The following is a 21929-nucleotide window of genomic DNA, read 5'->3' as shown; positions in this document are numbered from 1 at the left end:
GAGCTATGAGTCATGAGATTCTGATGTTATTTTGGGCGGAGGCCAGAACTTAGGAAACGAAAGTTATAATTATTGTAGTAGGTAAGAATAGATTAAAAAGCCAAAAGCTTAATAAAAAGTAAATAGTAAAAAAAATATGAGTAGTATAAAATCAAAATTTAACCTAACGGGAAAAGTGGCAATTGTTACCGGTTCAAGTAAGGGAATCGGCCTCTCCATAGCTAAAGGTCTTGCTGAAAACGGAGCCAAAGTAGTTATTAGTAGTAGAAAACAAGCCGCTGTAGATGCGGTAGCGAAGGAGTTGAAAGAAGCAGGTATGGAAGCCATAGGAATTGAATGCCATATTGGGGACGCCACTCAAAGGGAGCAACTCATAGCCAAAACGATGGAAGCCTACGGGCGAATAGACATCCTGGTCAATAACGCTGCCATAAATCCGTTCTACGGCCCGTTGGAATCGGCAGATGAAGATGTGTTTGATAAAATCATGAATGTGAACGTTAAGGCGCCTTGGATACTTTCCAATTTGGCACAACCACATATGAAGGCAAACGGCAGCGGAAGCATTATCAATATTGCATCAGTAGAAGGCATTCATCCTGGATTTCGATTGGGACTTTACAGTATGACGAAATCTGCGGTGATTATGCTTACAAAGAACCAGGCCAAGGAGTGGGGTCGATACGGCATCCGTTCCAACGTGGTCTGCCCGGGGTTGATTAAGACAAAATTCAGCGAAAGTCTGTGGTCGGATGAAAAACTGGTCGAACAATATACGAGTATCGTTCCTTTAAAAAGAGTTGCGGAACCCGATGAAATGGCAGGAATCGTCATGTTGTTGGCGTCTGATGCGGGCTCCTATATGACAGGCGGTGTCTATACTGCGGATGGAGGATATCTAATTTCAGGTTAATAAAAAAAGTCAATAGTGTCCGACAAAGACTTAAGACCGCTGCGCTGCAAGACATAAGACATAAGACTTGATTCGTAAACATTTGATGATTAAGTCCATCCGATTTTCATTTTTAACTTAAAAACTTAAAATGTATATTAGATTTGAAGCAAGTTTTTATATTTCAAAATTTACCTAAAAGTTTGGTGCTGCTAACAAAATCACTGTCTATAACAGTTTAATCGGACAACAATAAAAGAGAATTATGAATTTTGACTACAGCGAAAAATCAATAGCACTTCAACAAAAATTGAAGGATTTCATGGAAACTAATGTCCTTCCTATTGAAAAGGAGGTGGAGTTATTCCATAAAAATCCAGATAACGCATGGAAACGCTGGCCTGGATTGGAAGCCTTAAAACAAAAGGCTAAAGATGCCGGACTTTGGAATGTTTTCCTTCCCGCTTCATACGGAGATTTGAGTCCAGGGTTTTCGAATTTGGAATATGCCCCTTTGGCAGAAATTATGGGGCGTATCATTTGGTGCTCTGAAATCTTCAATTGTAGCGCTCCTGATACGGGAAATATGGAGGTGCTTGCAAAATATGGAACTCCAGAACAACAAGAAAAATGGTTGAAACCTTTAATGAATGGAGACATTCGTTCGGCCTTTTTAATGACAGAGCCCGAAGTTGCTTCTTCCGATGCTACCAATATCGAAACCTCTATTATCGCCGATGGAAATGACTATGTCATCAACGGTCGAAAATGGTGGTCTTCTGGAGCGATGGACCCCAATTGTAAAATTGCCATCGTGATGGGTAAAACCGATTTTGATGCACCACGTCATGTACAGCAAAGTATGATTTTGGTGCCCATGGATACGCCTGGCCTTAAGATTGAAAGAGCATTGAGCGTATTTGGCTATACCGATTCTCCGGAAGGTCATGCCGAAATCACTTTGGAAAATGTGCGTGTACCAAAAACTAATTTACTGTTGGGCGAAGGAAGAGGTTTTGAAATCGCACAAGGTCGTTTAGGTCCAGGCCGCATTCATCATTGCATGCGCTTAATCGGAATGGCGCAACGTTCATTGGAAATAATGTCGGAACGTACAGTGCAAAGAAAGCCCTTCGGTAGAACTTTGGACACTTATAGCAGTGTACGACAAGATATCGCCCTTTCTGCCTGCGAAATAGAACAGACCCGTTTGTTGGTCTTATCGGCTGCCGATAAAATGGATAAACTAGGCAACAAAGAGGCAAAAGATTTAATTGCCATGATAAAAATCGTTACGCCTCAAATGGCTTTGAGGGTTATTGATAGGGCCATTCAGATTTTAGGTGGAAAAGGCGTTGGAAGCGATACCCCTTTGGCACATTTCTTTGCCGCGGCACGATCGCTACGCTTGGCCGATGGTCCGGATGAAGTGCATATGAGCCAACTGGGAAAAAGTACAATCAACAAGTATGTAAAGAGTTCGGATGTCTAACGAAAAAAACTTAAAATCGGTTCGGGAAGGGGAGGAGCTCAATGAGGCCAAGCTCAAAGCGTTTTTGCTGGAACATTCCCTAATAACACATGAGAATACGGAATTATCGGTCAAACAATTTACCAATGGGTACTCCAACCTAACCTACCTGCTTCAAATAGAAAATAAGGAATTTGTCCTGCGGAGGCCACCTTTTTCAGCGCCAAAACGCGGTCATGATATGGGACGTGAATTTAAGGTGTTGCAACATTTAAATCCTGTTTATGATAAGAGTCCTAAAGTCTTTGTCTTTAATGAGGACCCCAAAATTATAGGCGCTCCGTTTTATATTATGGAGAAGGTCAATGGAGAGATTTTAACGGCTAAATCTGCGCATGAGAAACAGGTTTCCCCCGACGAATTTAAAACCATTTCCGATACCTGGATCGATGCTTTTGTTGAGTTTCACAACATCGATTATAAGGCCGCAGGACTTTCAGAGTTTGGAAAACCTGAAGGCTACGTGGAACGTCAAGTGAGTAATTGGGGCAAGCAATATCTGGCGGCCGCAACCGATGAGGTCCCGTCAGCGCAAAAGGTAATGACCTGGATGAGTGAAAATCAACCCAAAAAATATGACCATACCCTTATTCACAACGATTTTAAATATGATAATGTGGTTTTTAAAGATGATAGTTGGAAGACCATTTCAGCTATTTTAGATTGGGAAATGTGCACGCTTGGAGACCCTATGATGGATTTGGGAACTTCATTGGGGTATTGGACAACAGCCAATGACCCCGAGTTTATGAAACAGGGACTTCCCTCCTCAACGGTTATGAAAGGCAATCCCTCACGAACAGAAATCGTACAGCTCTATGCTTTAAAAAGTGGTAGAAATATCGATAATCTGACCTTCTACTATGCTTACGGACTCTTTAAGATTGCAGTAATTGCCCAACAGATTTATTATCGCTACAAACATGGCCATACCAGCGACCCCAAGTTTGCGAATTTGAACAAGGCGTCCGCTTTATGCTGCAATACCGCATGGCAGGCCATTCAGAAAAATCAAATAGATAATTTGTACTAACTATGGATGAGCAATACTATTTGAACATGAATCCCGATCAAGTATCCGACTTTGTAAATAGCGCATCGGGAAAACCTGTGGTCATGCTCAATATAGTAAAATATAAAGTGCTTGTTTCTGAAACGGGAATGACAGGAAAAGAATCCTACAAAGAATATATGCGACAAGCGACGCCGTTTTTTCTTAAAGCGAATGCGGAAATAGTGTTTTACGGTTCGCCCAAGCATATGTTGATAGGTCCTGAAGCGCATACCTTATGGGATGATGTGCTTATTGTAAAGTACAATTCCGTTTCTGATTTCATGAGCATGATAATGGCCGAAGGATATCCTTCCCATTTGAGGGAACAAGCATTAGCGGATTCGCGATTAATTCATTGTACACCGAATAAAAACATTTAAATCAACCAAAAACAGAAAAATGAATTTAAAAGATAAAGTAGTGGTCATTACTGGAGCTGGCAGTGGCATAGGAAAAGCCGCGGCAAAATTATTTGGAAAGCATAAAGCCATTGTAGTGGTCTCTGATATCAATTTGGAACATGCGGAAAAAGTGGCAAACGACATCCGAAATGACGGAGGAAAAGCCTCGGCAATGGAAACCGATGTGACACAGTTCGAAGAGGTCGAAGAATTAATTAAAACTGTAATCAAAAACCATGGAAGTCTTGATGTCATGGTAAACAACGCCGGAATAGGAGGAAAACAACAAGCAAAAACAGCAGAACATTCCCTTGACGACTGGCATAATGTTATTGCGGTCAACCAAACCGGCGTATTCTATTGCATGAAACTTGCGCTAGGACAGATGCGGAAACAAGGATATGGCAACATTGTGAATGTGGCTTCATTAGCAGGATTAAAAGCTTCGGGAAATAACCTTTCCTATTCAGCAAGTAAATTTGCAGTCGTGGGAATGACGAAATCAGCCGCCTTGGAATACGGTCGAAAAAATATTCGCATCAATGCAGTGTGCCCTGGGTTCACCCATTCGGCATTGTTGGAACAATTACTGTCCGTAAGTCCCGATATGGGTGATAAGTTAAAACGCTTTATACCTATGGGCAGATTCGGGGAGGCAGAGGAAATTGCAGAAGCTATCTGCTGGTTGGCTTCTGAAAATTCAAAATTCATCACTGGGCAAACAATAACTCTAGATGGAGGAACTTCATTATAAATGCAAAAATTAATTAAATAGAATAAAATGAACAAACAACAGATATTTAAAAAAAGACCAGTAGGCGCTGCAAACGCGTCTACGTGGAGTTTAGAAACGAACCCTATTCCAGAATTAGAGGAAGGGCAAGTTTTAATAAAGAATCATTATATCTCTCTTGACCCAGCCATGCGAGGCTGGATGAATGAAGGAAAATCGTATATAGCGCCAGTAGAAATTGGTGCTGTGATGCGTGCAGGTTCGGTGGGCGAAGTCATCAAAGTGAAAAATCACCCAACGTTTAAGGAAGGAGATTTCATTTCAGGTCATGGAGGCGTTCAACAATATGTGGCGACCGATGGAAAAGGCTATTATAAAGTAGACCCGAAGTTAGCGCCGCTTCCCACCTATATTGGAACCTTGGGAATGCCAGGAATGACCGCTTATTTCGGAATTTTGGAAGTCGGCAAAATCAAAGAAGGAGATATCGTCGTGGTTTCTGGAGCAGCTGGTGCCGTGGGCAGTATTGTAGGACAAATAGCCAAGATAAAGGGATGTAAAGTAATTGGCATAGCAGGCGGGGCTGATAAGTGCAAATATGTGGTTGATGAGTTGGGCTTTGATGCTTGCATCGATTATAAAAACGAAGATGTAAAGCAGCGATTAAAGCAAGAATGCCCAAAAGGATTGGATGTTTATTTTGATAATGTTGGAGGCGAGATTTTGGATGCCGCTTTAGGCAGATTACGAATGCACGCAAGAGTGGTTATTTGCGGGGCGATTTCCCAGTATAATAACAAGGAAAATATGAGAGGACCATCTAATTACCTTTCTTTATTGGTCAATAGGGCAACTATGCAAGGGATGGTCGTGTTTGATTGGGCCGACAGATATGGAGAAGCCGGACAACAAATGGGCAAATGGATGGCAGAAGAAAAGTTGAAAACCCGTGAAGATGTTTATGAAGGCATTGAGAACTTCCCAGAAACCTATAACCGATTATTCTCTGGCGAAAAACTGGGCAAACTGGTGTTGAAAGTGGTTGAGGATTGATTTTTTTTCTAGAGGCTAGAGGCTAGAAGTGAAAAATGGACTTAAGATGGAATGACATAGGACGTATGACAAATTTGTTCCAGAAAAAAAATAATGAAATCTTAAAATTTGAAGTGTATGATAATTACAGATGCCAGCGGCATCAAACATTTATAGCAAACGAGAATATCGTCCAACAGCATCCGACTCCAGCGGAGTCTAACTAAAATAGAATTAAAATCAAATGAATAAATGAAAGCAATACGATGTAAAACATACGGTCCACCCTCCAATTTGAAGTTGGAGGATATAGGGTCCTTGCATGCAGGTCCAAAGGAAGTAGTAGTCGAAGTGAAAGCTTGCGGATTGAATTTTCCGGATACGTTGATCATTCAAGGATTGTATCAATTTAAACCGGAGCTGCCATTCACTCCGGGAAGCGATATCGCAGGTGTCGTCAAAGAAATTGGAGAAGATGTGAAACACTTAAAAGTTGGTGATGAAGTTTTTGGTTTTGTGGCTCATGGAGGTTTGGCAGAAGAAGTGATTGTACCTAGAAACGCTTGTTTTCCGAAGCCACCTCAAATGGACTTCCCAGTAGCGGCCTCTTTTATGATGGCCTATGGTACGTCTTATTATGCCTTAAAAGATAGGGCAAAGTTAGAGGAAGGAGAAACCTTGTTGGTAATGGGTGCCTCGGGAGGGGTTGGCCTCGCCGCTGTTGAACTGGGAAAATTAATGGGAGCCAAAGTCATTGCGGCAGCGTCCACTCAAGAAAAGCTCGAACTCTGTAAAGCGTATGGTGCGGACGAACTCATCAATTATACCGAACAAGATTTAAAATCCACTTTAAAAGAATTGACGAATGGAAAAGGTGTAGATGTAATTTATGACCCAGTAGGGGGCGATTTTTCCGAGCAGGCATTTAGAGGGATCGCATGGAACGGTCGATTTTTAGTGGTAGGCTTCGCAGCGGGAGATATACCTAAAATTCCATTAAACCTTCCTCTATTGAAAGGCGCTTCAATCGTTGGCGTTTTCTGGGGTGGTTTCGCAATGAAATATCCCAAGGACAATATGGCCAATACCATGACCCTAATGCAATGGCATGCGGAAGGCAAATTAAAACCCCACATTCATAAAATAGTCCCCTTGGAAGAGACAAAAGAGGCTTTGGAGGAAATGATGAATCGAAAGGTGAAAGGGAAAATGGTTGTGCAAATTTCATAAATAACAATCGGTACTATTAAAAGACAAAAGACATGAGATTAAAAGATAAAATAGCAATCATTACAGGAGGTTCACAGGGAATCGGAAAAGCAATTTCCGAACTGTTTGCGAAGGAAGGCGCAACTGTGATAATTATGGATGTACTTCCCAAAGGCGAAGAAGTAGCCAATGAAATTAGTGAATCCGGCGGAAAGGCAGAATTCCATAAGGTGTCGGTTACCGATAAAATTTCCGTAGAAAAACTTTTTGAACAGGTGAATTCCAAATACGGCAAAATTGATATTCTAATCAATAACGCAGGAATCACTCGTGACCGTACCTTGGAAAAAATGAGTGAAGCTGAATTTGACGCTGTTATCGAGGTCAACCTCAAAGGAGTGTTTATCTGTACCCAAGCGGTAGCACCTTATATGAAGGCAAACAACTATGGAAGAATAGTTAGTGCGGCCTCCAATGTAGGATTGCGTGGCAATTTTGGTCAAACCAATTATGCGGCAACCAAAGCGGGTGTCATTGCCATGTCCAAAACATGGACCATGGAACTGGGTAAATATGGGATCACCGCCAATGCCATAGCTCCCGGCTTCACCATGACCGATATGGTCGATAAAATCCCAGAAGCACAGTTAGAGGCGATTAAGGGAAGTATTCCTTTAAAAACCGTTGCACAACCCATCGATATCGCCTATGGTTATTTATATCTGGCATCTGATGAGGCACGTTTTGTCTCTGGAATTTGTTTGACCATTGATGGAGGAACTTCACGATAAACAATAGAAAACATGACTAAAATGGTATTTGACGACTTAAAGGCATTTAGAACATTCGAGGGCAAAACGCTTCCACCTGGGGAATGGATTACCGTAACACAGGAAATGATAAATGATTTTGCCAAAGCAACCTTGGATTTTCAATGGATACATGTCGATGTGGAAAAAGCGACCCAACAGTCTCCATATAAAAAGCCAGTGGCACACGGCTTTATGTCGGTATCCCTGTTGTCTAAAATGCTGGGCGACCTGCTTCAGATAAAGTCGGTAAAAATGGGTGTAAACTATGGCTTGAATAAAGTTCGATTTCCAAATGCCGTTTTGGTGGATAGCAAGTTACGACTCAATGGGAAAATTACAGCTATTGAGCCCTATAACGAAAACGGTGTCAAAGTTACCTGTGACTGTACAGTAGAAATTGAAGGGGCTGAGAAACCGGCCTGCGTGGCTGAATTTATGAGTATTATGTTTGAATAGTCCCTAATCAACGTTTAAGCAATCCTTCTGAATTAGAACTCTTTATTTCGTATATTCAGGGTTATCAAACCAAACCAAACCAACCAAACCAACCAAACCAATGACCAGACTCTTTGATTTACTCGACTATCAATTGAAAAATAATCCCTTAGAAGCTTCCATTAGCGGAAGGAATAAAGATGGGAATTGGGAATCCTATAGCACCCAAAAATTAAAGGACACTGCGGAACAAGCGGCAGCAGGATTATTGAAACTAGGACTTGTACCGGGTGATAAGGTCGCCATTGTTGCCTATAAAAATCGGCCGGAATGGGTTGTAATGGACTATGCTGTGCAACTAGCCGGAATGATTAGTATTCCCTTATATCCCACTATCAGCGTTTTAGAATATGAATACATTTTAAATGAGGCTGAGGTAAAAGCGGTCTTTTGCGGAGGACTGGATTTATACGATAAACTATCTAAAAGCCAAAAAGAAGTAGCTACCCTAAAACACATTTACACCTTTGATGGCTTGAACGGTAACCCCTATTGGGAGGCTATTTTTGACACGAATGGTATTTCAAGCTTAGAAAGCATCAAATCCAATATAAAAGGGGATGATTTGGTAACCATTATCTATACCTCCGGAACTACAGGAAGACCCAAAGGAGTGATGCTGAGCCATGCCAATGTCATGCATGTGGTTACAGCAACCGCAAAACTATTAGTTGCTGGACCCAATGAAAAAGTACTGAGCTTTCTTCCGCTTTGCCATATTTATGAAAGGGCCGTATCCTTTTGTTATTGCTATAAGGGCGTTTCGGTGTTTTTATGTGGAACCGACAATCTAAGTGGTCCCGATGGGGATTTGGCAGCCGTTGGTCCGGTTGCTTTTACAACGGTGCCGCGTTTATTGGAAAAGATTTATGAAGCTATTTACAATAAGGGTTTGGCCTTGGAAGGCACTAAGCGGAAACTGTTTTTCTGGGCTTTGGACCTAACGGATGATTACGAGCTAGACCAGCAGTTGTCTTTTGTCGAAAAGCTAAAATGGAAATTGGCCGATACCTTGATTTTTAGCAAGTGGAGGGCAGCCTTAGGAGGTAACATAAAGCAAATCGTTACCGGTGCCGCCCCTTGTCCCGTTAAAATATTACGTGTTTTTTGTGCGGCAGGTATCCCTATTCGCGAAGCCTACGGTTTAACGGAGACTTCGCCGACCTTAACTGCAAATTCCTTGGAACCTAATGCTGCCATGATTGGAACCGTTGGGTATGCCATTGATGGTGTTGAGCTATATATTGATAAGACGTCTGGAGAGTATAAGGAAGACGAGGGGGAAATTCTCGCTCACGGCCCCAACGTGATGTTAGGATATTATAAAAAACCAGAAATAAATGAGCAGGTATTCCAGACAATTGATGGAAAAAAATGGTTTTGTACAGGTGATATAGGAAAGCTGATTAAAGGGGTCGACGGAAGGGAGTTTCTTAAGATTACAGATCGTAAAAAAGAATTGTTGAAAACCTCCGGCGGAAAATATGTAGCTCCTGCACCCATTGAAACACGGATCAAGGAAGATTTTCTGGTTGAACAGATGATGGTCATCGGTGATAAGCAAAAGTTTATTTCCGCTTTGATCTTGCCTTCAGAAGAAGCACTGAAAAATTGGTGCCTCCATAAAAAAATGGAATGGACCAGTTTAGCGGAAATGATTCAGCATGAAAAGGTCATCAAGAAATATCAAAAAGTCATTGATAGCTACAACCCAGAATTTGGCCACATTGAACAGATCAAGAAATTTAAGCTCATAGCCACGCCATGGCTACCAATTCATGAAGATGGTGCATTGGCAGAACTAACACCTACATTAAAACTCAAAAGAAGGGTCATAAGAGAAAAATACAGTGCCGAAATTGCTGCTATTTATGCGAAAGAATGAGTTCTTGTATGACACTGAACTAGGTTGAGCATTTTTCAGTTTTTTCAGCATTCAAATTTTTTTTGTAGCTGTTCAGCATGCAAAAAAATGAGTTGAACTTTTAGATTTGTTGCGTACGTTATTGATTTGGAGAGGCATTCTTTGCTAGTATGCGAAACTGTTTGTTATTAGACTAGGAGGGCTTAAAAATAGTGGTTCTTACCCGATTGAGCAAAAGCCAAATTTAAAATTTACTTGGCAGCATTTTTCTTAATAAACCAAAACTTAAAAATTTTCCAACCTAGAAAAAACGCCCGAACTTACTGGTTTTACTACGACTTGCCTCTATTTTACACGTTTTTGAAAACAGTTTTTATAGTTTGAATTCCGATTTATTGTCTTTATTAAAAATATGTGGATAATGCTCTTTTACATTAGTTATCATAAACTCAAGCGGAACATCTTCAAAATGACCATAATCTTCAAGATATTCCATGAAAATTTTTCCGTCGTTATTAAATTCCTGCAAATAAGAGTTGTTTTCCCCATCAAATTCTGAAGGTGAAACATTATAAATCTCACACATTGTTTTGTTGAATGCTGGTGATAATTTAAGCCATTTGTGATTTAAATAAACATTGACCATGCCGTGCGGTGTGAGTTCATTAGTTCCAAATTTCTCGGTTAATCTTTCAACACCAATATGATTTTTAACTTTCCCTAAATGAAGTCTGGCAGGAATTCCCAAAGCACGAAGACAGGCGATTAGTATAATGGATTTTTCCACACAATGGCCTTTTGGCTTTCCTGCAATTGTACTTGCTTTATAATTCTCTTTGGAAAAACTCAAATGATAAGGGTCGTATCTCCAAGAATCACGGACTTTAAGATACAATAGTTTCGTTTTTTCTTTATCAGAAATGAGGTCACTTTTGAATTCAGAAACGAGTTGTTGTATTTCTTCAGTTTCGAAATCAAAATAATATGTTGAAGATAAATAATCCATGTTATCATTTTATAAATTCAATTTTGAGCTTTGCGTCTTGATATAGGTTGAGCATTTTTGAGTCCCTTTACCGTTCAAACACTTTTTATTTGGTGTTTAAAAGGCAAAAAAATCATTTAAACTTCTAGATTTTTTGCCTTAAGTTATTTTAGTTGAAGCTTCAAATGAGCTTCAAACGAGCTTCAAAGGATCTGTGAATGATACCTAAGGTTTAAAAAAGTCACTTGCTTTCAGGAATTACACAGAACACAATTTAAAAATTTGTCGGACTCGCAAATACAACCTGTCCTTTATTATTCAACAACCTGTAAATTAGCATATAAGTTGTTGTGAACCTTGCTTTACGCATTATTTCTTGATTTTATAACTATTGCCAATGTTGTCGATATAGATTTCACAATCTTTAAAAAACCCGATTCCGATTCTTGGTTGGCTTGAAACATTTATGGTGGTACTAACGTTTTCAAATGCTATGTTTCCCAATTTTATCAAAGGTACGATTCCCACTTTTTCTTGAATCGTTTGAAGTCCGCCAAGAGTATATCTCTCTCTTTCATTATCATCGAAATCATAGAGTTGTAGAAGCTGTTTTGCAAGTTTAGATTCTTTAGGCAGATTAAATTCGGATGATGAACCAAAATCAATAACAACCTTATATTCAATCCCATTTATTGAGATATAAGTATAAGGTGAGCCATCTTCTCTTTTGATTTTGATTGTTTCAAAGGTTTCATCAACCAAAGTTTCGTTTGAAATCTGAAGTTTTTTATTTGGATAATCAATAAGCCAATTGGCTTTGTTGATTATCGGTTGTCCAATTATTCCTCCGAAATTGGGGATTTGTTCCTTTAGACCTTCCATATCGCCATTCATGGCTATCGTATTTCTAAAATCTATAGTTCCAATTTTGAATGAGGCAATAAATTCAGTGCCCACTTTCATCACGCGTTTAGAGGCACCTGTCGCATACTCTGTTTTACCTATTAATGAATCTCTTTGAATCATTGAATACTGTGCACCTGTGTCAAAATAAAAATTTTTAGAAACGCCATTTATTTTTGACGGAATGATCATTACTGTTTTGGCGGTAGTGAATTCTGTTTCATAATTGAATCTTTCAGGCAGTACTGTTCCTTTTTTTTGATTTTTAGTTACGGAGCAGCTAAATGAGAGCAACAGTATTAAGGCAAATACTACTGGTTTTAAATTTTTCATACTCGATTTACGGTTAGTTGGTTATTATAAAGACGTAAAACATGCTTCAATGGTTGCCTGAGGTTTTCCCGTATCGCGCACAAAACATTAAATCCCTCCACATAAATCCCTGTAATCGCAATTTTATATGATTAAACGAGCGCAACTAATATGCTTCACTTGAAACTCACAGCCAAACCGAAGTCCATTTCAATCTATCAAAATCATTAGTAAACAAGCAGATTTTTTTCGATGCTACTGTTCTTGAAAGTTCTGGATTAGTTTCGGTAAATCCTAATTCGAGTGCTCATCTAGGTACTCAAACGATAATTGTGATTTTTCACAAATAAACCCAAGCCCAATACATCAATCCAAACTGCAAGGGAATGCGAAGCAGCAAGAGCCATTTTGGGATGCCTGCACCCGCTTTTTCACTGGAAAGCATGTAAAAGTGGACCAATAAAAACACCGCCAGCATTGAAATAATGGCATAGATTGCAATTGTGCGAGTCTCCTCAAAGCAAAGCCCAATGCCCACGACGATTTCGGCGATGCCACTGAGTGCCACCAAAAGTTTGTGGCTGGGCAGATAGCGCGGCATGATGCGCAGGTAGATTTTCGGTTTAATAAAATGGATGAGACCTGCCAGCACGTAAATGGCTGCCATCAAGTAAAGGTGCCAAGGGTTATTCATCTTTATACGCGTTATAGTTAATCCCAACCCCATAGTTGTTGAGATTGGACTTCAGCAAACTGGACTCGATCCCATTGCCCTGTTTAAATTGTACCCAGTTGTTCCCGCTAATGAACACGCGCTTGATGTAAGTGCGATGGGCATCCATCTCGTCGGTAAATGGGAGCAAGGGTCTAAAATTGGTGGGGATTTTCACGGTGCCTCTTCCGTTTTTAGCTTTGATTTCTTTATATTTTTTATTGGGCAATAATTTACCTTTTTCATCTGTATAACCCAAGACCTGAAGGCTCACATAAAAGCCATCTTTGGGGAAATAGAGGTCGTTTTCGTCCACATTGAGTTCATAAGAGTCGCCATTTTTCTCGGTGGCCCGAAAAACGATATTGTCATAAGTGAGCACTTCGCCTGGTACGCCAGCGTTATTTCTGTAGAATTTGACTTTAAATAGGGTGGAAAAGGGGCGCTTATCGGCGTTGGATTTGTTCCGTTTGGACCAATCGCGGGACTCTAGGGTGATGGGGAAGATGACTTCGGTTATTTTTTTGAGCTTTTCGTCTGGATTGGGAAAATAGACGGCAATCTCACTTTCAATTGTGGGCAGCCAACAGTGGTAATAATCATCGTCTAAATAGGGCTTGAAGCTCTCTTCTTTGAACTTGCGATCTATTTTGGCATGAACCACCACCTCATCCAGATTATCAATTTCGGCATCCAGAAAAAGGGTTTTGGGTAAATCTTTGGTGGCAATGTTGAGCTCCTTAAAACCCAGTGCTGAAATATAAAGCGAATCCACATCGGGATAGAGTTTCTTGGTAAAGTAAAAGCTGCCTTCATCATCGGCAAAAATCCCTTGGCCGTCACCAAACGAAATCGTGGCGTAAGACACAGGATATTTGGTCTCACGGTCCAGCACTTTGGTTTGTGCGTAGGTAAGGCTGGTTAATAGAAGAAAGAGTAGGGGGCTAATAATTCTCATAGTGCTACGAATTTCACGAATTAAAACGAATTAAACGAATTAGTGCGAATTAAAATTAACGGGTCGAGGGTTTGTATTGGATACTGTGACTCTTATTGATTTTGATCTGCTATCATTTGCAGGTTTGAAAGTACAGTAGACGGGCGGAAATGCATAAAAGGATGTAAGTCAAATAAGGGCGTATGATTTAACAATTGCGTTATACAAGAATTCAGCATATAGGTTTTAAACCATCTTTTGTTTTTTAGAAAATTTTTACTTTCAAGTTTTTATCATGCGTACATTCATCCTAATCCCAAATCCCAAATCCCTAATGCCTACCCTCTATGTTCTTACCCTTATCATAAACTCATTCCCGCTCACTGTCAATCCAAGCATTGATATTGTCTTCTAAAAGGGCAAGCGGCACACAGCCATTCATGAGCACCTGGTTGTGAAATTTGGCGATATTGAAGTTCTTGCCTAATGTTTTTTCAGCTTTGGCACGAAGTTCCAAAATTTTCAGTTGACCTATTTTGTATGATAATGCTTGTCCGCCATTGGCCATATAGCGCTCAATTTCCGAAGTGATGCCAGCAATGCTTTCGGCTTCATTTTGCATGGAATATTTAATGGCCCTCTCGCGAGACCAGCCTTTGGCATGAATGCCCGTATCAACCACCAAGCGAATGGCGCGATGCATCTCTGCGCTCAGCATCCCAAAATACTGGTAGGGATCGGTGTAAAGTCCCAATTCCTTGCCCAAGGATTCACTATACAAGGCCCAGCCTTCGCCATAAGCACTGTACCACAATGTTTTTCGGAATTTTGGCAAGTCCTTATTTTCCTGCTGCAGTGCGATTTGATAATGGTGTCCTGGGATGGCCTCATGCAAAAACAGCGATTCAGATGAAAACACATTGTATGTGCTCGCATCAGGGATGGGCACGTAAAAAATGCCTGGACGCGTGCCATCCAAAGAACCAGGATTGTACTCGGCACTGGCTGAAGCTTCCCTAAAGGCTTCCGTTTGGCGCACCTCAAAAGGCGTATTTGGTTTCAGATCAAACATTTTTTCCAAATGCGGTTGCATGATTTGATGGATCTTGTTGAAATGGTCAATAATTTCTGCAGGGGTTTTATAGGGCATCAATTCAGGAGTGTTGCGAACGGCATCAAAAAACGACATGATATCGCCTTCAAAGCCCACTTGTTGCTTCACTTTTTCCATTTCGGTTAGGATACGCGCCACCTCTTGGAGTCCAAGTTCATGAATCTCATCGGCGGTCATATTGGTGGTGGTATAACGCTTGATCTGGTGCTTGTAATATGCGTTACCATCGGGCGTATCGGCCAATCCACTGCTAATTCTACCCGCCTCTAGATACTCACCGGCCATAAAATCATGGAGCTTGGTATAAGCAGGAATGATCTCGGTTTTGACTTTGTCTTGATAGGCTTTGGTCAATTGTTTTTTATCGGCTTCGGAAAAATCCTTCGGAAAATTAAGCACCGGTGCATAAAACAAATGGGCGTTTAAATTGTTGGTTGTTAAGGCCTCCAACTGCGGCAGCACTTTTAAAATCAAGGATTTTGGCAGCACCTGATTGCTAAGGATGCCTTGCTTCATTTTGTCTTCGGCGGAAGCCATCCATGCCAAATAGCCATCCAATCGTTTTAACCAATTCTGATAATCTTCAACGGTTTTGAAAGGCTGAGCCCCTGCGCCACTGGCCAACTGGCCGATCCCCAATTGTAAGGTCCACATTTGATTGATGGGCGTTAGGTCTTGATCAAAAGCAAGTCCTTCTAGATTGATGTCGCATTCCCAATTGAGAATGGCCTTGCTCATTTGCTGACTTTCAGATAAATCGGCATCGTCAAAGGCATTGATCTTCGATTTGTAGCCACTGTAATAGCTTTGGAGTTTGGCTTTGTAATCCTCTGCCAAATAGTTTGGCATTTGATCATTAAAACGATGGTCCCCTGCAGCAGTGGCACTCAATGGGTCGAGCTGCAATCCGTCTTCGTAGTATTGATCCAGAGCATTACTGAATTCCATGTTTTCTTGGATGTTTGTTTTTTGGGGTTCTTCGGCAGTTTCGGTCTTGTCGTTTTTACAAGCGCTAAGACTCAATAGCACTAAGCAGGCTATAAAAATGTGTTTCATTGGTATTGGGGTCATGTGGTTAGATGGCTAAAGATACACAATCTCATATTTCCTGAACAAAAAAAGCCACCATTGATGAAGTGGTGGCTTTAGGAGCAAAAAAAGATCAAACCTTCATGAAGTATGAAGTCTCAGCACTCAGTGTATTAACAGATAAAAAGGATGCTATTTTTCAAATCTTTTATCAGGTTAAGGGCAAAGTGCGATGTGACTTTTTTCAGATGCCTTTTTTTTTGAAACTTGGGACTGTTTAATCTTTATCCAGATTCTTCGTAAGCTTGAAACCAACGAATAACCCAACGCCCGCAGTTAAAAAGATACTGGCAGGATAGGCTGCGTCATCTAAAATGGTATAATGATCTAAAATGGTGGCCAGAAAAACACCAACACCAATACCCATAAGTAAAAGGGCGAGGTTGAGGATGATCACTTTCCAGATTGGAGCAGTGCGTTGCCGGCCTCTCATGAAAACTGAGGCATCGACACCTTTTTCGATAAGTGCCAAACGTTCTTTGTTTCTAGTTGACAGATATAAATAAAAGATCCCGAAAACCGATAAGAATAAGCTGATTGGTATTAAAATTCCTTCCATAATTGTGTGTGTTTAAAATGTTCGTTTTTTGATGAATTACTTTTTAGGTTCATAGCTTATGACGACAGCTTTTGAGTTTAGGTTACAGCTATTTTAGAAAAATTTCCGGTTCGTGGTTTTAGATGGAGGATATTACGATGTACGAATTTAAACTGATTAACATAATAGAATATTTGACGTTACTATCGTATTATAAACTTAAGTTAAACTGGGCGCTAAGCTTGTGAAAGCGCCAATTAAGCTTATATTATTAGGATGGAAAATGTATTAATTGCAGGTGCACATGGCACCACGGGAAAACAAATAGTAAATCTTTTGAAACAGTCACAGTATTTTAAGCCTGTGGCTATGGTAAGAACTGAGGATCAAGTCAAACAATTTGAAAATGAAGGCGTAGCAACCGTATTGGCCGATCTTGAAAAGGATTTGGCTCATGCTGTCATAGACATCGATAAGGTAGTTTTTGCGGCAGGTTCTGGCGGAAAGAAAGTTATTGAAGTAGACCAAGAAGGTGCCAAACGATTGGTCGATGCCTCTAAGCAGGCGAACGTCAAGAAATTTGTGATGCTGAGTTCTATGGGAGCAGATGCACCCGAAAAAGCTGAAGAATTGCAAGATTATTTAAAGGCCAAACACAATGCCGATGAGTACTTAAAACAAAGCGGTTTGAATTATGCCATTGTAAGACCTGGAAGCTTGACCAACAACAAAGCAACAGATCATATTCAACTTAAAGAAAAGCTAAACAAACGCGGCGAAATAAGTAGGGCAGACGTGGCGCAGACTTTGGTGCGATCGTTAAATGACGACACCGCCAATAAAGCGACTTTTGAAATCTTAGAAGGCGATACTTTAATTGGGAAAGCAATGGATACGCTTTCTGAAGTGAAGTCTTAAATTTTGAAATGCCAACGACTGGTTGATCAAATACGAGCCGGTTATAAAATTAAAGCGTGCGCAATCGGAATGAGTTATCTCAAGGGTAAATTTTCGATTGCGCATTTTTTTTCTTCGGAAATTGCTGTTTTATAAAACCCTTTTTAGCGCTTTATGTCCAAATCGAAGCAAGCATCAAAACTTCAAGATTCGATATTCAACATTCGCTATTCGATATTTTAGGGACGTGTTCTTGTGTTGGAACGCAGATGACACTGATTGGGCTGATTTTCGCTGTTCTCTAAATTCCGGGTAAGTTCTGTCTTCAAATCGAAGTTAGCATTAAAACTTCAAAATTCTATATTCAGCGTTCGCTATTCGATATTTTAGGGACGTGTTCTTGTGTTGGAACGCAGATGACACAGATTGAGCTGATTTTCGCTGTTCTCTAAATTCTGGGTAAGTTCTATCTTCAAATCGAAGCTAGCATCAAAACTTCAAGATTCGATATTCAACATTCGCTATTCGATATTTTAGAGAAATGTTCTTGTTTTAGAACGCAGATGACACTGATTGAGCTGATTTTCGCTGTTTTTTAAATTCTTGGTCAGTTCTGTTTTAGTTCAGTAGTCAAATCGAAGCAAGCATCAAAACTTCAAGATTCGATATTCAGCGTTCGCTATTCGATATTTTAGAGACGTGTTCTTGTATTGGAACGCAGATGACACTGATTGAGCTGATTTTCGCTGTTTTTTAAATTCTTGGTCAGTTCTGTTTTAGTTCAGTAGTCAAATCGAAGCAAGCATCAAAACTTAAAGATTCGATATTCAGCGTTCGGTATTCGATATTTTAGAGTCGTGTTCTTGTTCTGGAACGCAGATGACACTGATTGGGCTGATTTTCGCTGTTTTTAAATCTGGTTTAGTCCTGCTTTAGTTCAGTGTTGGAACGCAGATGACACTGATTGAGCTGATTTTCGCTGTTCTCTAAATTCTGGGTAAGTTCTGTCTTCAAATCGAAGTTAGCATCAAAACTTCAAGATTCGATATTCAGCGTTCGGTATTCGCTATTTTAGAGTCGTGTTCTTGTTTTAGAACGCAGATGACGCTGATTGGGCTGATTTTCGCTGTTTTTTAAATCTGGTTTAGTCCTGCTTTAGTTCAGTGTTGGAACGCAGATGACACAGATTGAGCTGATTTTCGCTGTTTTTTAAATCTGGTTTAGTCCTGCTTTAGTTCAGTGTTGGAACGCAGATGACACAGATTGAGCTGATTTTCGCTGTTTTTTAAATCTGATATAGTCCTGCTTTAGTTCAGTGTTGGAACGCAGATGACACTGATTGAGCTGATTTTCGCTGTTCTCTAAATTCTGGGTAAGTTCTGTCTTCAAATCGAAGTTAGCATCAAAACTTCAAGATTCGATATTCAACATTCGGTATTCGATATTTTAGAGTCGTGTTCTTGTTTTAGAACGCAGATGACGCTGATTGGGCTGATTTTCGCTGTTTTTTAATGGTGGTTTAGTCCTGCTTTTGTTCCGCTAACAAAAATCTTTTCAAATCTTCATAACTTGAAATTTTGGTCGCGATTTTTTTCTTGTCAATCACTGCTTTGATTTGGGCTGGCAAATCCACTTTTTTATCGATGACCGCTTCCACCGTATCCAAGAATTTTGTGGGATGTGCGGTTTCCAAAAACACACAATGCGCATCGGGATGGTCTTTTAAATAATCCTTACAGCCCAAATAGCCCACGGCGCCGTGAGGGTCGGCAATGTAATTAAATTGCTTGTAAATTTCCAAAAGTGCAGCTTTCGTGGCGTCGTCAGAATAACTATAGCTGGACAAATTGCGTTTCAACTCCTCAAAATCATTCTTATAAATTTCCTGGATTCGGATGAAATTACTCGGGTTTCCAACGTCCATCGCATTGCTTACTGTGGCCACGGAAGGTTTCGGATTGTAAAGCTGCGTGGTCAAATACTCGGTAACCACGTTGTTGGCATTATTGGAGGCGATAAAATGTTTTATGGGCAGTCCTAGCTGTTGCGCCATCATGCCTGCGCAGATGTTTCCGAAGTTTCCGCTAGGGATTGAAAACACCAGGTCTTCATGTTTTTTGTGCAATTGTTTATAGGCGAACATGAAATAGAACAACTGCGGAAGCCAACGCGCCACATTGATGGAGTTGGCAGAAGTGAGCTGCATTTTATCGGTCAATTCGGGATCTAGAAAGGCTTGTTTTACCATATCCTGACAATCGTCAAAAACACCATCCACTTCCAAAGCTGTAATGTTTTGGCCAAGTGTGGTTAGTTGTTTTTCTTGAATATTGCTCACTTTCCCAGAAGGATACAAAATCACGACATGCACTCCCTTCACACCTAAAAATCCGTTGGCCACAGCACCGCCAGTATCACCAGAGGTTGCCACCAAAACCGTAACCTCTTCCGTATTGTTTCGATTGAAATAGCCTAGACAGCGCGCCATAAAGCGGGCGCCAACATCCTTGAACGCCATGGTGGGGCCATGAAACAATTCTAAAGTCGAAATATGTTCGTTCAAACGCACAATGGGAAACTCAAAAGATAGGGTCTCTTCAATAATGGTTTTCAAAATTGGCTCAGGAATATCGGGCGTCACAAATTGCTTGATGGCTTCAAAAGCGATTTCAGAATAGGATTTATCATCTATAGTCTCGAAAAACGAGGCTGGAAGCGCAGGGATGTGCTCAGGAAAATACAAGCCTCTATCGGGTGCCAAGCCTTTTACGACTGCATTTTTGAATGACGTGTGTGGGGCTTTTTTGTTTAAGCTGTAATAGTTCATGGTAAAAGATACCGAAGACAGAAGACCGAAGTACTGGCGGTATTCATAGTCGGAATTTATTTAAGGTTATTTCTGAAGGCAATCATCATATTCATTAGTGTATGCGCTTGCAAATAATAGGGTTGAAATTGTTCATCGGTTATATAAAGTCTGCGTTTAGCTTTGAAAAGACAAGTGACAACCTCAGCCAAACTTCTAATGGAATAGCCCATAAATTTAAATTGCTCTGGGTTGGACTGACCTATGGAGCCTTCTGAAATGTTAAGGGCGATGGAATCTGAAGCCCGTCTAATTTGAGAAGTCAAATTGAATTTTTCTTTTAATGGAAAGGCATCGGCCATTTTATCAATGTCTTCTCCCAGATCCATTGCTTTTTGCCAAATAATTAGTTTTTCAAATTTAAACTGTTCCATGGTTTGTGTTTTTGTCATTAATTTCCAGTCTCCAGTCTCCAGTCTCCAGTCTCCAGTTTCCAGTCTCCCGTCTTTCGTCTCCTGTCTTCCGTCTTCCGTCTCCCGTCTCCCGTCTCCTGTCTCCCGTCTCCCTTCAATCGTCTCCCGTCTCCCGTCTCCTGTCTCCCGTCTCCCTTCAATCGTCTCCCGTCTTCCGTCTTCCGTCCTTCTCCCTCTACCCAATCACTTTAATCCCTTCCGTATTGATTCGTGACAAGTACATCTCAAAAGGAATATCGGTTTTAGAAAACAGCGTCTTGATTGCTCTGGCTACGTTTTTAGCAGTCTCCCTTCCGTGGCATAAACTGAAAACTGAAGGGCCAGAACCAGAAATGCCACAGCCTAAAGCGCCATTTTTGAGCGCAGATTCTCGTAGGTCATCGAAGTGTGGGATGAGTTGTTTTCTATAAGGTTCTACCACCACATCGCTAAGTGAGCGGCTCAACAGGCCATAGTCACTGGTGTGTAAGGCGTGCACCAAACTCCCCACGTTGGACCATTGGGTAATTGCTTTTTGCAAATCAATTTGTTTGGGTAAAATAGAACGGGCCTCTGAGGTCTTGATTTCAATTTGTGGGTGGATGATGACCGCAAACAAATTGGCAGGTGTTGGCAATTGCAAAACCTCTAAGGGTGTCACAGATTTGACCAGGGTAAAGCCACCAAAAATGGCAGGTGCGATATTATCGGCATGTTCACATTGGCTGGCCAAAGCCTCGCCTTTCATCGCGAAATTGGTTAGTTGTGTTTTGTCAAAAGGTCTTCCCAAGAGTTCGTTGATACCAAAAACACTGCCTACGGCACTTGCCGAGCTACTGCCAACGCCACTTCCTGGTTTTATGTTTTTGTAGATCTCGATTTCGAAGCCGCAATTGGGTTTTGCAGCTTCCATCAAAGCCAAAGCAGAAACGCCAGCGACATTTTTTTCGGCTTCAAATGGCAAATCAAAACCTTCGATTTTTGTGATGCGAATGCCTTTTTCATCCGTTTTTCTAATGACCATCTCATCACCAATCGATTCCAAACAGAATCCGAGCACATCAAATCCGCAGGACACATTGGCGACCGTTGCTGGGGAGAAAATTTTTATATTGTTGTGTTGCACGGCCTAAGTTGAATTTGAATTTGAAATGCTGTGAT

Annotated in this window: 20 protein-coding genes; 11 read left to right on the top strand and 9 right to left on the bottom strand. The window is 40.7% G+C overall.

What is annotated here, in order from left to right:
• Window positions 1–136 precede the first annotated feature (136 nt).
• The 10 genes from ESY88_RS04230 to ESY88_RS04185 all read left to right on the top strand — a co-directional run bounded on the left by ESY88_RS04230 (window position 137) and on the right by ESY88_RS04185 (window position 10044).
• Complete coding sequence (locus tag ESY88_RS04230) at window positions 137–913, top strand: glucose 1-dehydrogenase (protein ID WP_147084761.1); 777 nt, start codon at window positions 137–139, stop codon at window positions 911–913.
• Window positions 914–1157: 244 nt separating this feature from the next.
• A complete protein-coding gene (locus ESY88_RS04225; RefSeq protein WP_147084760.1) occupies window positions 1158–2384 on the top strand; it encodes an acyl-CoA dehydrogenase family protein in 1227 nt (408 codons plus the stop codon).
• Complete coding sequence (locus ESY88_RS04220) at window positions 2377–3456, top strand: phosphotransferase family protein (protein WP_147084759.1); 1080 nt, start codon at window positions 2377–2379, stop codon at window positions 3454–3456. Before ESY88_RS04225 ends, ESY88_RS04220 begins: the two co-directional genes overlap by 8 nt.
• Before the next feature lie 2 nt (window positions 3457–3458).
• Window positions 3459–3857, top strand: a complete 399-nt coding sequence (locus tag ESY88_RS04215) for a hypothetical protein (protein WP_147084758.1) — start codon at window positions 3459–3461, stop codon at window positions 3855–3857.
• Between the two features lie 19 nt (window positions 3858–3876).
• A complete protein-coding gene (locus ESY88_RS04210) occupies window positions 3877–4632 on the top strand; it encodes an SDR family NAD(P)-dependent oxidoreductase (protein ID WP_147084757.1) in 756 nt (251 codons plus the stop codon).
• A gap of 27 nt (window positions 4633–4659) precedes the next feature.
• Window positions 4660–5664 carry an NADP-dependent oxidoreductase gene (locus tag ESY88_RS04205; RefSeq protein WP_147084756.1) on the top strand — a complete coding sequence of 335 codons (1005 nt, stop codon included), beginning with the start codon at window positions 4660–4662 and terminating at the stop codon, window positions 5662–5664.
• A gap of 231 nt (window positions 5665–5895) precedes the next feature.
• Window positions 5896–6873 carry an NADPH:quinone oxidoreductase family protein gene (locus ESY88_RS04200; RefSeq protein WP_147084755.1) on the top strand — a complete coding sequence of 326 codons (978 nt, stop codon included), beginning with the start codon at window positions 5896–5898 and terminating at the stop codon, window positions 6871–6873.
• Between the two features lie 32 nt (window positions 6874–6905).
• Window positions 6906–7643: an SDR family NAD(P)-dependent oxidoreductase gene (locus tag ESY88_RS04195; RefSeq protein ID WP_147084754.1), complete on the top strand. Its 738-nt coding sequence runs from the start codon at window positions 6906–6908 to the stop codon at window positions 7641–7643.
• Between the two features lie 12 nt (window positions 7644–7655).
• Window positions 7656–8120, top strand: a complete 465-nt coding sequence (locus tag ESY88_RS04190) for a MaoC family dehydratase (RefSeq protein WP_147084753.1) — start codon at window positions 7656–7658, stop codon at window positions 8118–8120.
• Window positions 8121–8220: 100 nt separating this feature from the next.
• Entirely contained in the window at window positions 8221–10044 is a 1824-nt protein-coding gene (locus ESY88_RS04185) for an AMP-dependent synthetase/ligase (protein WP_147084752.1), read from the top strand.
• 352 nt (window positions 10045–10396) lie between these two features.
• On the opposite strand, the gene ESY88_RS04180 is transcribed toward ESY88_RS04185, so the two are convergent.
• The 6 genes from ESY88_RS04180 to ESY88_RS04155 all read right to left on the bottom strand — a co-directional run bounded on the left by ESY88_RS04180 (window position 10397) and on the right by ESY88_RS04155 (window position 16634).
• Entirely contained in the window at window positions 10397–11029 is a 633-nt protein-coding gene (locus ESY88_RS04180; protein ID WP_147084751.1) for a transglutaminase-like domain-containing protein, read from the bottom strand.
• 348 nt (window positions 11030–11377) lie between these two features.
• Entirely contained in the window at window positions 11378–12244 is an 867-nt protein-coding gene (locus tag ESY88_RS04175) for a pepsin/retropepsin-like aspartic protease family protein (protein WP_147084750.1), read from the bottom strand.
• 319 nt (window positions 12245–12563) lie between these two features.
• Window positions 12564–12917, bottom strand: a complete 354-nt coding sequence (locus ESY88_RS04170; protein WP_147084749.1) for a DoxX family protein — start codon at window positions 12915–12917, stop codon at window positions 12564–12566.
• On the bottom strand, window positions 12910–13893 hold the full coding sequence (locus ESY88_RS04165) for a peptidase associated/transthyretin-like domain-containing protein (RefSeq protein WP_147084748.1): 984 nt from the start codon (window positions 13891–13893) through the stop codon (window positions 12910–12912). The genes ESY88_RS04170 and ESY88_RS04165 overlap by 8 nt, the downstream gene beginning before the upstream one ends.
• 349 nt (window positions 13894–14242) lie before the next feature.
• A complete protein-coding gene (locus ESY88_RS04160) occupies window positions 14243–16042 on the bottom strand; it encodes a DUF885 domain-containing protein (protein ID WP_147084806.1) in 1800 nt (599 codons plus the stop codon).
• 250 nt (window positions 16043–16292) lie between these two features.
• Window positions 16293–16634: a DUF6249 domain-containing protein gene (locus tag ESY88_RS04155; RefSeq protein WP_147084747.1), complete on the bottom strand. Its 342-nt coding sequence runs from the start codon at window positions 16632–16634 to the stop codon at window positions 16293–16295.
• A 255-nt stretch (window positions 16635–16889) separates the two neighbouring features.
• On the opposite strand from ESY88_RS04155, the gene ESY88_RS04150 reads away from it, so the two are divergent.
• Complete coding sequence (locus tag ESY88_RS04150; protein WP_147084746.1) at window positions 16890–17531, top strand: SDR family oxidoreductase; 642 nt, start codon at window positions 16890–16892, stop codon at window positions 17529–17531.
• A 1498-nt stretch (window positions 17532–19029) separates the two neighbouring features.
• Here ESY88_RS04150 and thrC read toward each other — a convergent pair.
• Genes thrC through ESY88_RS04135 form a run of 3 tightly spaced genes read right to left on the bottom strand, consistent with a single transcriptional unit; the run spans window position 19030 to window position 21894 of the window.
• A complete protein-coding gene (gene thrC / locus ESY88_RS04145; protein WP_147084745.1) occupies window positions 19030–20337 on the bottom strand; it encodes a threonine synthase in 1308 nt (435 codons plus the stop codon).
• Between the two features lie 56 nt (window positions 20338–20393).
• Window positions 20394–20972 (bottom strand): four helix bundle protein, encoded by a 579-nt coding sequence (locus tag ESY88_RS21315; RefSeq protein ID WP_223270711.1) that lies wholly within the window; start codon window positions 20970–20972, stop codon window positions 20394–20396.
• The gene (locus tag ESY88_RS04135; protein WP_189702515.1) at window positions 20965–21894 is read right to left on the bottom strand and encodes a homoserine kinase; all 930 of its coding nucleotides are present in this window, start codon (window positions 21892–21894) and stop codon (window positions 20965–20967) included. The genes ESY88_RS21315 and ESY88_RS04135 overlap by 8 nt, the downstream gene beginning before the upstream one ends.
• Window positions 21895–21929: the final 35 nt, after the last annotated feature.

The sequence above is a fragment of the Subsaximicrobium wynnwilliamsii genome (assembly GCF_007997225.1).
GTDB lineage: Bacteria > Bacteroidota > Bacteroidia > Flavobacteriales > Flavobacteriaceae > Psychroserpens > Psychroserpens wynnwilliamsii.
The sequence above is the reverse complement of the archived record's forward strand: the minus strand, read 5'-3'. Positions and strand labels throughout refer to the sequence as shown.